A 14,012-nucleotide genomic window follows, 5' to 3' on the forward strand; every position below is an offset into this window, starting at 1 on the left:
GCCAGACTGGATTACCATGCAGATCGTGATCGCCACCGGATACCGCCATGCTCAAGGGAACCCTTTGTACCGTACGGCACTTGACCGCCGCCGACCTCAACGCCTATATCGCACTGATCAACGACCTGCCCGCGCGCAGCGAGTTCTTTTCCATGCAATTCAAGTCGCCCGAAGCGATCCGCCGCGAATTCATGCTGACGGGCCTGGTCACGGAGGATAGCGAACTGTTCCTGATTGAAGACCATCACCAGCACATCATCGGTTCGATCACGCACTTCAAGAGCCGCACGCCGGCCTGCCGCGAAATCGGCTACCGCCTGTTCGATCCCAAGTGGGGCGGGCGCGGCTACGGCGGCGAGGCGACGCGCCTGATGGTCGACTACCTGTTCAATGCCTATCCCTACCACCGCCTGGAATTGCTGATGGACCCGCAGAACACGGCGTCCGAGCGCATCGCGCAAAGGTGCGGCTTTACCGAGGAAGGCGTGAAGCGCCAGGCCTTTTTCATCAATGGCGTCATGCGCGACGTGAAAATGTATAGCCTGCTGCGCCCGGAATGGCAAGCGCATGCGCCTGTCGTGTTCGGCTAAAACTGTTACCGCCGCGCCCTGATTGTAATAAGTTGTATTAGACGTGGAACAAGCGGGGGGCAGCGGATATAGTCCAGTTCATGCAGATCATTGTGATCTCGCCGGAATGGAAGGAAATGCCATGTTGAACAAGAAACTCCTGGGTGCGGTAATGGTAGCGGCAGTGGCTGTGTCTTCGGCCGCAGTCGCCGGCGACCGCGACTTCAATACCGTTGCAGGCGCCGTCGTCGGAGCGGCCATTGGCAACAGCACTGGCGGCCGGAACGGCGCGATCGTCGGTGGCGTGCTGGGCGCGGCCGTCGGCAACAGCATCAGCACGAATGACCGCTATTACGACCGTGGCGGCTATCGCGGCGGCTACCGTGAAACGTATTACCAGCCAGCGCCGCAGCCCGTCTACTACCAGCCTGCGCCGCAGCCCGTGTATTACGCGCCGCCTCCGCGCTACTATGGCCCGCCAGCCGTCGTCTACGTGCAACCGGGCCGCGGCTACTACCGCGACCATGGCCGCCGCGACTACTATGACCGGGGCCACGGCCACGGTCACGGCTGGGGCCATCGCCGTTAAGCACCTCCCCGTGCCATCAAGAAACCTGCGCCAGCCTGCTGCCGCAGGTTTTTTTGATGGATAAGCAAGGTATCGTCTGCAAGCAATATCGGCTAAGCTCTATCCCATGATCAACATTGATGGCCGCCCGGACCGCAGCAAACGATGCATTTAATCAAAGACGCGCTCGATTTCGGCCCCTGGCTGGACGCCGCCGCTGGCAGCAGCGTGGGCGCCGGCGCCCTGCCACGGCACGAAAACCAGGACAATTTCCTGCTGATCGACGCCAGCGGCCATGCCGTGTGCCTGTCGCAGCAAGCGCCTGTGCACTGCCAGGTGCCGGGCTGGCCCGCCGGCCACGTGCGCGCCGCCGTGCTCGACGGCATGGGCGGCCACGGCCATGGACGCGAAGCGGCCGAAGCAGCCGTGCAGGGCTTGCTATCCATTCCCGCCTGCCACGATACGGCCAGCCTGGCGTGTCACCTCGATCAATTGCATGCACGCCTGCAAGCGGGCTTCGCCGACGCCGCACCGGCACAGGCGCGCGCGCCCGGCACCACCTTGACCCTGCTGGAAATACCGCCCGGCCGAGCGCCGCTGCTGTACCACGTGGGCGATACGCGTCTGTATGAATTGCGCGACGGCATGGCCGCCATCCTTACCGTCGACCATGTGCCGGCTACCGCCTATGCCATGCGCGGCGGACTGGACGAGGCGCGCTGGCGCGCCAGCGTGCATGGCGAGCATCATCCGCAAATCTCGCAGGCGTTTATTCTCGGCAACGCCATGGGCGACACCCTCCAGCTCGACAAACCGCTGCTGGCGCTCGACAACGGTAATTTGCCGTCCTTCCTGGCCCACCTGGGCGACCGCCGCGTACTGGAAGTGCAAGCCGGCGCCTACTATGTGCTGGCCAGCGACGGCTTCTGGGCCTGCGACCATCCGCTTGCGGCAATGGCCCGCTGGCCGGACCTGTGCGCAGGCAAGACAGCGGCACAAGCCGTCACGGCCGTATTCGACGACTTCCTCGCCCACCCGCCACAGGGCTTGCACAGCGACAATATCACCATGCTGGTGCTGCGCTTCCATAGCTAGCTTTTGGCGGGCGCCTTGCGCGCTGCCAGATAGCCAGCCACGGCGGCCAGGCCCGATAGCACGGTGCCCCAGGCCATGTCGATCGCCGTCAGGGCCAGCGGCCAGTCTTGCAAGGTCGAATAATTGCTCAAGTCATACGTGCCATAGGCAACCAGTCCCAGCAAGGCACCCAGGGCCGCCGCCGCGCGCCAGTTGCCCTTGCGTAATCCTGGCACGATGGCGAATACCAGCAGGCCCACCATATACAAGAGGTAAAACAGGGCCGCCGGCCCCAGCCTGGGCCGCCCGGCCAGCAAGGGGCCCAGCGCCTGCGCATACACCTGCCCCATCAGCACGGTCAGCCACAGGGCATCGATGGCGAGAAAGACCGCCAGGGCGGCGCCATAGGCGGTGGCAAGCTGGAGCGGGCGCAAGGCAGGCATGGGTTTCTCCGGGATAAAGTGGGTGGCAGAATCGAGCATATAGCAAATGCCGCAGGTCCTGCGTGCCTTGCAGCACACAGCGCGCCGGAGAGAAGCAGCGACGCAAGCGACGACATCACTGGATGCGGACAATCGGCGCCAGCAAACGCCGCGCTCGAATGAACATATCAAAATGACATATTCAAAAGATTATAAAATATTCTTTTATGCAATAGTTTCCATGGCATTCATGGCAAGATGTGACCAGCGACATGAAAACCTGCAAAAAGAGTGCATCGGCTCGCCGCGAAGGTTGCCAAGCGGGCGCAAAAGCGCGTAAGCTCTCATGTATAACAGAGGGCAGAATGCCCCCGCTCGATTCGAGTCAGAATGTCATGAAAAAATGCAGCAACCCGGAGCACCCGCACTGTACGTTCTGGGTCTTGCCTGGGGAAGACGTCTGCGCCGCCAACCACCGGCAAGCGACGATTGCTCCCAGCAGCTACGACCTGTTGACCGCACTGCGCAGCGCCCGTTCCGAGCCATCGGCAACGGAGCTTCCGCACGCCCCTGCTGCTGACGCTGTTACTGCACAGCATATCGGACCGCTTACTGGCGTTGGCGTTGGCGTTGGCGCGCATGTTGCGCCGCATGACGTCCCGGCCGCTACCGCTGCCCGCCCCCATGACGCCCCGCCTGCCCCGGCTACTGGCAATGCGCCGGCAGCCAGCGCGCCGGCACTGCCCGCCCACGCGCCCCTGGCGGTGTCCGCTGCCATGCCGGCGGCCCCGCCTGCCGCCCCGGGCACCGCGGCCCGCCCCGCCTACCAGCCCGTCCATGCCCACCTGCACATCAGCGGCTTCGATCCGCGCGCGGCAGGCGGACGGCAAACGTTAAAAATGGAATTGCGCGGCATGGCGGCCGCCTGCGCGCCGCAGCTGACCTTGCGCCTGCGCTCGGACCTGATACCGCGCGGCGCCGTCCAGCATGATTTCGTGCGCACGACGCGCGGCGACTGGCGGCCCGTGTTTGTCGAATTCTCCTCGCGCAACAAGGAACATGGCCAGTACCAGATCGAGGTGGAAGTGCACAGCCACGTCGACGGGGCCGTGGCGCAGAAATGGGTGTGCACGTTCGTCATCCTCGTGCCGCGCCGCGATGCCACCCTGACGGAAATCCACCAGATCTTCCTCAGCACGCACAAGAACGTGCGCGTGATGGCCGACGACGCGTCGATCGCCCGCGTCACGGGCGGCGATGGCTGCAACCTCGATGTCACGGCGCGCAATGCCGGCATCGCCCACGTGGACCTGTCTGCGCCGCAGGGCAAGATCGACATGGGTTTTACCACCATCGCCTGGGACGAGGAATTGATCGAGGTCGACCTGCCCGCCGCCAGCCATTGCCATCCGCATCCGAGCCAGGCCGCCTGCCTCGTCAATGCGGCGCCGGAAGCGGGCGCGCAGCGCCAGATCCGCCTGTTCGCGCTCGAGGAATGCATGCTGGGCCGCTTCGAACTGGTGGACCCGGAAGCGGACGTGCTGCTCAGCCACTTCAGCCCGGACGGCCAGGACAACAACGGCTTGACGCGCCGCCTGTCGGGCCGCCACGCCGTCATCCGGCGCGGTCCGCAAGGCTTTGAAATCGAAGACGTGTCGCGCTACGGCCTGCTGCTCGATGGCGTCTGGCCCGGCAAGCACAAGCCCGTCGCCCTGCGCCTGGGCATGCGCATCGAATTGACCGCCAGCATCAAGGGTATCGTCGTGCTCAGCGTCACGGCCATCTTCGGCCATGGCGTCATTTTGCACCGCATCGACCAGGGTGCGCGGGCAGAGTGTTTTTACCTGCTGCTGCCGGAAGCCCAACCCAGCCTGGCCGCCCACGCCGCCGCACCCAATGCGGCCGCCTTGCCCATGCTGTTTCACCGCAACGGCGGTTTCTGGCACCTGGACGTCGCCACCGGCAAGGAAACCGCCCTGGCGCCCGCCACGGCGCTCGACAAGCTCAGCGGTTTTGCCCGGCATAACCGCTTTGCCAGCGAACCGTATCCGGAATGCTGGATCATCCGCACCGAGGGTGCCGCCCTGTGCGATAGCGGCATGCTGACCGTGTAGAAACACCGAACCAAACCTGCTGCGCGCGGGCATGGCCGGCCTGCGACGCTCGCCACGCGGCATGGCGGCAGCACCATGCAAACCACCTGACACAACGATTACCCGCAGCTGCCTGATCGCTGGCGCCTGAACAATGGTCAGCGCAAGGCGCGCCGACGCAGGTACTACAAACTGTACGGCAAGGCAGCGCCACACCGTTATGGCCTTGCTTCAAGCGCTAGCGCGGCACCAGCACGAGAAAAATCATCGACAGCCCCAGAATGAACACCGCTTCCAGCGTAAACACGATGGCGGGAATCTGCAATTCGCGCGGGATTTTCATGGCGACACCTCCTCAAATCAGACGGCTGCTTTCAGCATAGCGCGCCGCGTGCCAAATACATTATCAGTCACACAATACACTTGATGGGCCGGCATGACTTGCCGGGCTCGCCTTGGGCGCCATCGCGACACATTATTTAACAAATTATTGACAGTTTTTCCGCAAATAGCCCCTAGTACGCCTTTTAATACTGTATATTCATCCAGTTAACACCCCCTATATTTCACAAAGCGCCAGCATGGCGTTTTACCTTTCCTATGGCTTCCAACAAAGCGCATCATGCGACCGGTTGGGCCGCCGGCGTGATCGCCGCGGCCCTGGTCGCGCACGCTGGCGCCGGCGGCCCCTATCAAGTGCTGAGCATGCTCGCCTTTGTCATGGGCGCGCTGGGCGGCACGGCGCCAGACTGGCTGGAAGTGGCCTGGTGGGCGCGCACGCACCGGCTATGGATCACCCACCGCACGTGGACGCACTGGGGCCTGGCCTGGATCGCCCTGCTCGTCTACACATATCTGCAACTGCCGCACCATGTGTGGGCGCCGCCCCTGTTCGGCTTTGCCGCCGGCGGCATCATGCACCTGCTGGCCGACTGGCCCAATCCGCTGGGCGTGCCGTGGATCTTCCGCCGTCACTCGCTGCGCTGGTGGAAAAGCGGCCGCCACGACATCATCGTCATCATCGCCGCCTGGCTGGCCGCCACCGTGGTGGCCGACCACGTGTTTTTCGACGGCATCCACCTGCGGCGCACCCTGCTGGCGCTGGACAGCCTGCTGCACTGGTCCGCCACGGCCCTGCAGCAAGCCTGGGCGGATCTGCAACAGTGGCAGGAGCGCTGGCGCCTGGGCGGCGCACAGTAATTGACGCCGCCCGCATGGCAATGTGATAATGAGTATCATTCTCAAATAGCCCAGCCAGCCGGTACATCGCGTTCCGTCAGCCCAGCTCATCCATTGCCTGGAGAACGCAGTGAGCACCGTCAGTCCCATCCATGCCGCCCACCTGAGCACCCTGTACAGCGAACACCACGGCTGGCTGTATGGCTGGCTGCGCGGCAAGCTGGGCAACCGGGCCGAGGCGGCCGACCTGGCGCAGGACACGTTTTTGCGTCTGCTGGGCAAGCGCGACGCGGCACCGCTGCGCGAACCGCGCGGCTACCTGGCCACCATCGCGCGCGGCCTGCTGATCGACCGCTACCGGCGCCACGCGCTGGAGCAAGCCTACCTGGAAGCGCTGGCGCAGCAAGCCGAGCCGACAACGATTTGCGCCGAGACGCACGCCATCATCATCGAAACCCTGCTGGCCATCGACCGCCTGCTCGACAGCCTCGGTGCGCGCACGCGCGCCATCTTCCTGCTGGCGCAAATCGAGGAATTGAGCTACGTGGACATCAGCCAGCGCCTCGGCGTGTCCCTGCCGACCGTCAAGAAACACCTGGTGCGCGCCTACACCGAATGCCTGCTGCTGGCGGCCTGCTGATGTTCGGCCCCGCGACCTCGCCTTCCGCGCCCCTTGCCCGCAAGGTGCTGGCCGCCGCCGCCCACTGGCACGTGGAACAGCAATGCGGCAGCGCCGACCCGGCCGCCCTGCAGGCATGGCGCGATGCCAGCGCCGAGCATGAACGGGCCTGGACCCTGCTGCAGCGCATGCGCGGCCAGCTGGGCACGATACCGCCAGCGCTGGCGATTCCCGCCCTGCAGGCGGCGCAGCAGCGTCGGCGCGCGGCGACCAAGGTGCTGGCCATGCTGGTGGCGGCCGGCGGCGGCATCGCGCTGGGCCAGGCGAGCCTGCAGTCGGCACCCTGGCAAGCGTGGACGGCGTCCCTGCGCACGGCGCCGGGCCAGCGCCGCCAGGTGACCTTGGCCGACGGCGGCCGCATGGAGATAAACACGGATAGCGCGCTGGACGTCGATTACAGCGCCACGCAGCGCCGCATCCGCCTGCACCATGGCGAGATCATGATCACCACGGCGCCCGACCCGCGCCCCTTCCTGGTCGACACGCCGCACGGCGTGATCCGCGCGCTGGGCACGCGCTTCGGCGTGCGCTGCGACGAAGGTGCCGATGGCGCCAGCACCGTCAGCGTCTTCGAGCACGCCGTCGAGGTGCGCTGCGCGGCGCGGCCCGACGCCGTGCAGCGCCTGGACGCGGGCCAGCAGCTGCGCTTCACGGCGGCGGGCGCGGACGGCGTGCAAGCCATGCCCGCGCACCAGGACAGCTGGCTGCGCGGCATGCTGGTGGCCGCCGACTGGCCGCTGCGGCAGCTGGTGTCGGAACTGGCGCGCTACCGGCGCGGGCGCCTCGCGTGCGACGCCGCCGTGGCGCGGCGGCCCGTGACGGGCACCTACCGGCTCGACGATATCGACGCCGTGCTGGAAGGCCTGTGCGCCTCGCACGGCCTGCAAGTGACGTACTTCACGCGCTACTGGGCCACCGTCTCGGCCAGGACAGCATAATATTTTCCGTTTTTTTGCGCCAGGGGTTGGTGTTTCGGCGTGCTACTTCGGCTTCACAGGTAAGTAGCCGATTCATTCGCCATTTTCCTATCCCTCTGAGCAGAAAGACCGAGCATGCAGCCGAACACCCCCGTCCTCCTTCCCGCCGCCCGCGCCATCCGCCTGGCCGTCATCGCCATGGCTTGCGCCACCTTTGTCGCCGCGCCCGCGCTGGCGCAAGGCCAGGCCGCCGCTGCCGCGCAAGCCTACGCCGTGCCGGCCGGCCCGCTGGCCACGGCCCTGAACGATTTTGCCGTGGCCGCCGGCGTCAGCCTGTCGACCGACCCGGCGCAGACGCGGGGCTTGCGCTCGCCCGGCGTGCGCGGCAGCCATGGCGTGGCGCAGGGCTTTGCCCAGGTGCTGGCCGGCAGCGGCCTGGAAGCCGTGCAGCTGCCGAACGGCGCGTATGTGCTGCGCCAGGCGGCGCCTGCCGCATCGCCAGCGACGGGCGACAAGGTCATGGCCCCCGTGGTCGTGAACGCCAGCATGGAGCGCGACCCAGTCAGTGAACACAGCAACTCCTACGCGGCGCGCGCCGTCACCGTCGGCAAGGGCGTGCAGACCCTGCGCGAAATCCCGCAATCGGTCAGCGTCGTCACGCGCCAGAAGATGGACGACCAGAACCTCAACACCATCGACGCCGTGCTGGCCAACACCACCGGCATCACCATGTACGACAGCCCGATGGGCGGGCGCTACGTGTATTCGCGCGGCTTCATGGTCGAGACTTACCAGTTCGACGGCGTCAACCGCGCCATGTACTACCCGCAGGCGAACAGTTTTACCAGCAACACGGCCATGCTGGACCGCGTGGAAATCGTGCGCGGCGCCACCGGACTGCTGCAGGGTACGGGCTCGCCCGGCGCCGCCATCAACATGGTGCGCAAGCGCCCGCTGGCGGAAAAACAGGTGCAGCTGGCGCTGGGCGCCGGCCGCTGGAACGATGTGCGCGGTGAAGTGGACGTTAGCGGCCCGCTCAACGAGTCGGGCAGCATCCGCGGCCGCGCCGTGGCCGCGCACGACCAGCGCGATTATTTTTACGACGTGGCCGACAGCCGCACCGACGTACTGTATGGCGTGCTGGAATTCGACCTGGCGCCGGGCAGCAAGCTGACGACGGGCGCCAGCCATGAAAGGCTGAAGTCGACGCCGTTCTTCTCCGGCATGCCGCGCTACCGCGATGGCAGCGACCCGCAACTGCCCCGCTCGACCTTCCTCGGCGCCGACTGGAACCGCTGGGACAGCAGCCAGACGGCCGTCTTTGCCGAATTCGAACACCGCATCGACGCCGACTGGTCGCTGAAAGCCAGCGCCAACTACACGCGCGAACGGCATGACGTGAAATACATGTTCAGCCAGGGTGCGATCAATCCTGCCACGCTGGCCGGCATGATGATGTACGGCGGCGTATTCGACTACGGCACCACCAACAAGGGCGTCGATCTGTCGCTCGATGGCAAATTCAACGCCTTCGGCCGCCGCCACGGCTTCAGCGCCGGCATCAGCACCAACCGCCTGGAAAGCGACAGCGACTACAGCCTGGCCCTGCTGCAAAAGCCGAACAACCCGCTGCAGCCGAACCACGGCGTGGCCGAGCCGAGCGATGCCTGGTTCCGCGAGAACAGCTACCGCGGCGACCCCAGCGTCACCCGCATGACGCAGACGGGCGCCTATGGCGTGGCCCGCTTCAGCGTCAGCGACCCGCTCACCGTGGTGGCCGGCGCGCGCGTGTCGAACTACAAGTCGAGCAGCGTGTACCGCGACACGGGCGAGGTGTACATCGACCCGTACCGCGAAAACGGCGTCGTCACGCCGTATGGCGGCGTGATCTACGCCTTCGATCCGCGCTGGTCCGGCTACGCCAGCATTTCCGACATCTTCCAGCCGCAAAACCAGCGCACGGCCGACGGCGCCCTGCTCGCCCCCCTGAAGGGGCGCAACCTGGAAGTGGGCGTGAAGGGCGAACTGTTCGACGGCAAGGTGAATGCCTCGCTGGCCCTGTTCCGCATCGAACAGCGCAACCGCGCGGAGCTCGACCTGGTCAATACCTGCTCGAGCGGCACGGAATGCTATTTCTCGACGGGCAAGGTGCGCAGCGAAGGACTCGATGCGGAAATCAGCGGCGAAGTGGCGCGCGGCTGGCAGCTGTTCGCCGGCTACACCCTGAACAACTTCAAGTACCTGGAGCAGACGTCGAACGCGGGCGTGATGTTCGCCAGCACCTACTCGCCGCGCCACATGCTGCGCGCGTGGAGCGACTACCGCCTGCCCGGCGCCCTGCAGGCGTGGAGCGTGGGCGGCGGCGTGAACTTCCAGACGGAGAGTTCGCGCGTGACGCAGGGCATCACGGTGGCGCAGGGCGCCTATGCGCTGTGGAGTGCGCGCGCCGCCTACCAGATCGACCGCAACTGGACGGCGTCGCTGTCCGTCACGAATCTGCTCGACAAGCGCTACTACCAGACGGTGGGCGCGCCGGCCTGGGGCAATTTCTACGGCGAACCGCGCAAGGCGCAACTGACCTTGCGCGCGCGTTTCTAGGCGCTGTCAGGTCGCCGGGCGCAGGGGCGCCTTCGGCAGCGGGATGAATTCCGTCTCGCCCGGCACCTGCCCCATGCGCTGGGCGCTCCAGTCGTCGGCCGCCTGCGACAGCCGCTCCTTGCTGGACGAAACGAAATTCCAGAACAGGAAGCGGTGGCCATCCAGCGGCTCGCCGCCGATGACGACGAACTGCACCGGACCGCTGCCTGCCGTCACGACAGGCGCGGCGCCCGCTTGCACGGCGCCCGTTTGCACGGCGCCCGCCTCCAGCAGGGCCATGGTGTGCGGCAGCAGCGCCACGCCGTCGAGCAGCACTTCGCCGCTGATCGGGTAGAGCGCCGCTTCCGCCGGCAAGCCGTCCAGCCGCAGTTCCTTGCCTGCCTCCAGCGCCACGTCCAGGTACACCGTCTGCATGTAGGTGCGCACGGGCGAGGTCTGGCCAAACGCCGTGCCGATCAATACCTTCACCACGGCGCCGTCGAGCGCCACGACGGGAATGTCGGCCTGCGGCGTGTGCGTGAAACTCGGCTCGTCCTCTTCGTGCGCCTTCGGCAGCGCGGCCCACAGCTGCAAGCCGTGCGTGCGGTGCGGCTGTCCCGCCAGGTCGGGCGGCGTGCGCTCCGAATGCACGATGCCGCGCCCGGCCGTCATCCAGTTGATCGCGCCCGGTTCGATGCGCTGGCAGGAGCCGATGCTGTCGCGGTGGTCGATCGCCCCTTCGAACAGGTAGGTGACGGTGGCCAGGCCGATATGCGGGTGCGGACGCACGTCGTGGTTGGCGTCGGGCGCCACGTCGATGGGGCCGAAATGGTCGAAAAAGATGAAGGGGCCGACGGCCTGCTTCACGGCGGACGGCAGCAGGCGCCGCACGACGAAGCCGCCGCCCAGGTCTTTTTCGTGGCTTTTCAGGATGGCCGCGCTCATGCCAGCACCGTCGTCACTTCGGTGGTGACTGCCGTCATCAGTTTGTGCAGCGGGCATTTGCCGGCCGCGGCCAGCAATTCCTCGCGCTGCGCCGCGCTCAAGTCGCCCGTCAGGTGCAAGGTGGCGGCCAGGCGGTACACGCCCTTGCGCTCCTCGCTGGCATCGCGCTCGGTCGACACTTCCACGTGTTCCAGGGGGATGCCCTTGTGTTTGGCGTACCAGACGACGGTGAGCGCCTTGCAGGCCGACAGGGCGGCGTCATACAGGTCGTGCGGCGAAGGGCCGGCATCGCCGCCGCCCTCGGCCACGGAGGCGTCGGCGGAAATGATGTGGTCGCGCACGTGCACGATGTGGCGCATGGGTTGCGACTGGTCGCGGATGGCTTTGATGGTCATGGCGTTCCTTGGTGCGTTTGGAAAGCCACAATTTACACCGTTTGCCCGCTTTGCGCAGCCCGCCCCCGGGCGGCCTGCCTCCGTTTGATGCGGCACAGGGCGTCGGGCGTCGGCGCCATCGCAAGCCCAGGTCCGGCGCGACCCGGCTGAATGCCGCGCCCGTCGCGTGAAGCAAGGGGCAGGCAGGCGCGCAGGATGAGCAGCTGGCGGCTCACGGACACTCCGGCGCGGTCCGCCAGGACGGTTGATTTGCAACCGCGGCATGCCCCCTAATCGAGCGTGCGCGCCACCCTGAAACCGACGATATCGTTCGACAGCACGGTGGAAAAGCCGTTGCGCAGGGCCGAGCGCAGGTAGCGCGGGTGGTACAGCCACGAGCCGCCGCGCAGGATGCGCCGGCTGCTGTCGCTGCCCTCTTCCCACGCGCTGCCGTCGACGGGCGCGCCCTGGTAATTGTCGTGCACGACGTCCTGCACCCACTCCCACACATTGCCGTGCATGTCGAACAGGCCCCAGGGATTCGGCGCGAAAGTGCCCAGCGGGCTGGTGCCGCCCCGGTACACGCCGCGCGGGCCGCCGTTATACACATACAGGCCGTCGTAGTTGGCTTGCTCGGTGCTGATGGTGTCGCCCACGTTGAAGGCCGTGCGCGTGCCGGCGCGGCACGCGTACTCCCATTCCGCTTCGCTGGGCAGCCGGTACTGCCGGCCCGTGCGCTCGCTCAGCCACGCCAGGTACAGCTGCGCGTCATTCCAGCTCACGCCCACCACCGGGTGCAGCTCGGTTTGCACGAAACCGGGATTATCCCAGTCCGTTTCCGCGCCGCCCGCCTCCCACCCCGTCGCTTTCACGAAGGCGCGCCATTCGCCCACGCTGACAGGGTGGCGCGCCAGCGCGAACGGGCGCTCGATGCCGACCCAGTGCTGCGGCGTCTCGCGCTCCAGCCAGCTCTGCTGCGAACCGGCCTGCAGGGCCGCCTTGTGCTCCGTCTCGTGCGCCCCCATCTGGAAGCGGCCGCTGGGAATGAGCACCAGTTCCGGGCCCTGCCCCGAGCCATCGAGAAAATCGTCACGCAGCACGCCTTCCGCATTCGCCACCGGCTCCGCATGTTCCGTTTCGGCAGCCGCCGGCGCCGGCGCTGGCGGCTGCAGCTGCTGCGCCGCGGCGCGGCTGGCCTCTTCGCGGCGCGCCCGTTCCTGCTCGGCGCGATAGGCCGCTTCCGCTTTCGCGACGATGGCCTTGCGCTGCAATTCCTGGTGTTCCTGCAAGGCCGTCGCCGCATCGGCTTCGCGGCGCGCCCGCAACTGGCCGCGCAACGCTTCCTTGCGCAGCTTGCGCGCCTCTTCCGCCTCGAAGTGGCGCTGCGCTTCCTGCTCGCGGCGCACCTTGTCCTGGCGCTGCTTTTCCAGCGCGGCCGCCTGGATCTCGGCCTTGCGGCGCTGGTCCAGCTCTTCCTGGCGCGCGCGTGCCTGTTTGAGTTCTTCCTCGCGCGCCTGCTCCGCCGCCAGCGCCGCCTGTTTTTGCTGTTGCGCCAGGCGCGCCTGTTCCTGGCGCGCCAGCTCCGCCAGTTCCTCCGGCGAAGGCCCGGCGGCCCGCTCCAGCCCTTCCAGCAAGGCTTGCACCGATTGCGGGCGCAATTCCGCCGTCAGGGAAAAGCCGTTCTGCAGCACTTGCCACTGGGCCGCGTTGAGCGCCTGCGGCGCCGACGGCAAAAGGCTGGCGCTGCGCAAGCCGTCAAACGGCATGCGCCCTTCCAGCATCTGGTAAATCATCACCGCCACCGCATACACGTCCAGGCGCGGGCTGGGCTGGCGCTGGTGCGCGCCCGCTTCCGGCGCCCGGTAGCCCTGCGTGCCCGCATTCGGCATGTCCAGCGCCAGGCTGCTGTCGGCATTGCGCACGCGCGAGGCGATGCCGTAGTCAAGCAGCTTGATATCGCCCTTCGCCGTCAGGAAGACATTGCCGGGTTTCAGGTCGCGGTGCACGAGCTTGTGCTTTTCCCACGCATACGACAGGGCGTCCGCCACCGGTTGCAGCAATTCCTGCACGGCCGGCAGCGACAGCGCGCCCTCGCGCCCCAGGTAGTGTTCGAGGTCTTCGCCGTCCAGGCATTCCATGATGATGAAATAGCTGGCCGTGGCCGGATCCTGCGCCCATTCGTAGACGCGCACGATGTTTTCATGCGCCAGTTTTCTCGCCTGGGTGGCTTCCTCGATCAGCAGCTTGGCATGCGTGGCGCTCTGCGTCAGCTGCGGCGGCAATATCTTCAGCGCCACCATTTCGCTGCTGCCCAGCTCCGCGTGCGTGGCCAGGTCGGTGGCTTGCCACACCTGCCCCATGCCGCCCGTGCCGATCAGCCGTTCGAGCCGGTAGCGGCGGTTTTGCGGGCCGATTTCCTGGCCCGCCATGAAGCCCAGTTCCGTGCCCTGGCGCACCGGCAGCGGAGCGGACACCGGCGCGGCACCGGGCGGCGCGTATTCGGCGTCGAGGATGGCGTTCTTGCGGCGTTCAAATTCCTGCTCGCTGAGCAGCCCGTCGTCGTGGAGGGCGCGCAGTTCCCGCAGTTTGTCTCGTGCTTTTTGCATCATCTGGGG

At 66.7% G+C, this 14,012-nt stretch carries 13 protein-coding genes; 9 read left to right on the plus strand and 4 right to left on the minus strand.

All coding sequences use genetic code 11. The annotated features are described in order from the left end of the window. Positions 1–80: 80 nt before the first annotated feature. From AC1RDJ_RS23120 to AC1RDJ_RS23130, 3 genes are all read left to right on the plus strand, one after another. Positions 81–590: a GNAT family N-acetyltransferase gene (locus AC1RDJ_RS23120; RefSeq protein ID WP_232251202.1), complete on the plus strand. Its 510-nt coding sequence runs from the start codon at positions 81–83 to the stop codon at positions 588–590. 169 nt (positions 591–759) lie between these two features. Continuing rightward, positions 760–1,158: a glycine zipper 2TM domain-containing protein gene (locus tag AC1RDJ_RS23125; protein WP_442905903.1), complete on the plus strand. Its 399-nt coding sequence runs from the start codon at positions 760–762 to the stop codon at positions 1,156–1,158. A 144-nt stretch (positions 1,159–1,302) separates the two neighbouring features. After that, positions 1,303–2,232 (plus strand): PP2C family protein-serine/threonine phosphatase, encoded by a 930-nt coding sequence (locus tag AC1RDJ_RS23130; protein WP_493028825.1) that lies wholly within the window; start codon positions 1,303–1,305, stop codon positions 2,230–2,232. On the opposite strand, the gene AC1RDJ_RS23135 is transcribed toward AC1RDJ_RS23130, so the two are convergent. Continuing rightward, positions 2,229–2,654, minus strand: a complete 426-nt coding sequence (locus AC1RDJ_RS23135; protein ID WP_289886069.1) for a DUF2177 family protein — start codon at positions 2,652–2,654, stop codon at positions 2,229–2,231. The genes AC1RDJ_RS23130 and AC1RDJ_RS23135 overlap by 4 nt on opposite strands. Before the next feature lie 46 nt (positions 2,655–2,700). Here AC1RDJ_RS23135 and AC1RDJ_RS23140 point away from each other — a divergent pair, with 46 nt between their 5' ends. From AC1RDJ_RS23140 to AC1RDJ_RS23165, 6 genes are all read left to right on the plus strand, one after another. After that, entirely contained in the window at positions 2,701–2,973 is a 273-nt protein-coding gene (locus AC1RDJ_RS23140) for a hypothetical protein (RefSeq protein ID WP_493028826.1), read from the plus strand. 436 nt (positions 2,974–3,409) lie between these two features. After that, positions 3,410–4,747 (plus strand): FHA domain-containing protein, encoded by a 1,338-nt coding sequence (locus AC1RDJ_RS23145; protein WP_493028827.1) that lies wholly within the window; start codon positions 3,410–3,412, stop codon positions 4,745–4,747. A 579-nt stretch (positions 4,748–5,326) separates the two neighbouring features. Further along, positions 5,327–5,926 carry a metal-dependent hydrolase gene (locus AC1RDJ_RS23150; RefSeq protein ID WP_071323094.1) on the plus strand — a complete coding sequence of 200 codons (600 nt, stop codon included), beginning with the start codon at positions 5,327–5,329 and terminating at the stop codon, positions 5,924–5,926. Between the two features lie 109 nt (positions 5,927–6,035). Then, positions 6,036–6,545: a sigma-70 family RNA polymerase sigma factor gene (locus AC1RDJ_RS23155; protein ID WP_071323093.1), complete on the plus strand. Its 510-nt coding sequence runs from the start codon at positions 6,036–6,038 to the stop codon at positions 6,543–6,545. Next, a complete protein-coding gene (locus AC1RDJ_RS23160) occupies positions 6,545–7,522 on the plus strand; it encodes a FecR domain-containing protein (RefSeq protein WP_493028828.1) in 978 nt (325 codons plus the stop codon). The genes AC1RDJ_RS23155 and AC1RDJ_RS23160 overlap by 1 nt, the downstream gene beginning before the upstream one ends. A gap of 114 nt (positions 7,523–7,636) precedes the next feature. Beyond that, complete coding sequence (locus tag AC1RDJ_RS23165; protein WP_493028829.1) at positions 7,637–10,099, plus strand: TonB-dependent siderophore receptor; 2,463 nt, start codon at positions 7,637–7,639, stop codon at positions 10,097–10,099. Positions 10,100–10,105: 6 nt separating this feature from the next. On the opposite strand, the gene AC1RDJ_RS23170 is transcribed toward AC1RDJ_RS23165, so the two are convergent. The 3 genes from AC1RDJ_RS23170 to AC1RDJ_RS23180 form a co-directional block, all read right to left on the minus strand. Further along, positions 10,106–11,023 (minus strand): pirin family protein, encoded by a 918-nt coding sequence (locus AC1RDJ_RS23170; protein ID WP_493028830.1) that lies wholly within the window; start codon positions 11,021–11,023, stop codon positions 10,106–10,108. Beyond that, positions 11,020–11,418, minus strand: a complete 399-nt coding sequence (locus AC1RDJ_RS23175; protein WP_071323090.1) for an OsmC family protein — start codon at positions 11,416–11,418, stop codon at positions 11,020–11,022. The genes AC1RDJ_RS23170 and AC1RDJ_RS23175 overlap by 4 nt, the downstream gene beginning before the upstream one ends. A gap of 269 nt (positions 11,419–11,687) precedes the next feature. After that, complete coding sequence (locus tag AC1RDJ_RS23180) at positions 11,688–14,006, minus strand: SUMF1/EgtB/PvdO family nonheme iron enzyme (RefSeq protein ID WP_493028831.1); 2,319 nt, start codon at positions 14,004–14,006, stop codon at positions 11,688–11,690. Positions 14,007–14,012: the final 6 nt, after the last annotated feature.

This window comes from Janthinobacterium sp. GW822-FHT07H10 (assembly GCF_058798675.1).

Coding starts and splice junctions, on each gene's coding strand:
- AC1RDJ_RS23145 (WP_493028827.1), top strand. CDS start 3,410: ATGCCGGCGGCCCCGCCTGCCGCCCCGGGCACCGCGGCCCGCCCCGCC.
- AC1RDJ_RS23140 (WP_493028826.1), top strand. CDS start 2,701: ATGCCGCAGGTCCTGCGTGCCTTGCAGCACACAGCGCGCCGGAGAGAA.
- AC1RDJ_RS23135 (WP_289886069.1), bottom strand. CDS start 2,654: ATGCCTGCCTTGCGCCCGCTCCAGCTTGCCACCGCCTATGGCGCCGCC.
- AC1RDJ_RS23175 (WP_071323090.1), bottom strand. CDS start 11,418: ATGACCATCAAAGCCATCCGCGACCAGTCGCAACCCATGCGCCACATC.
- AC1RDJ_RS23160 (WP_493028828.1), top strand. CDS start 6,545: ATGTTCGGCCCCGCGACCTCGCCTTCCGCGCCCCTTGCCCGCAAGGTG.
- AC1RDJ_RS23180 (WP_493028831.1), bottom strand. CDS start 14,006: ATGATGCAAAAAGCACGAGACAAACTGCGGGAACTGCGCGCCCTCCAC.
- AC1RDJ_RS23150 (WP_071323094.1), top strand. CDS start 5,327: ATGGCTTCCAACAAAGCGCATCATGCGACCGGTTGGGCCGCCGGCGTG.
- AC1RDJ_RS23130 (WP_493028825.1), top strand. CDS start 1,303: ATGCATTTAATCAAAGACGCGCTCGATTTCGGCCCCTGGCTGGACGCC.
- AC1RDJ_RS23170 (WP_493028830.1), bottom strand. CDS start 11,023: ATGAGCGCGGCCATCCTGAAAAGCCACGAAAAAGACCTGGGCGGCGGC.
- AC1RDJ_RS23165 (WP_493028829.1), top strand. CDS start 7,637: ATGCAGCCGAACACCCCCGTCCTCCTTCCCGCCGCCCGCGCCATCCGC.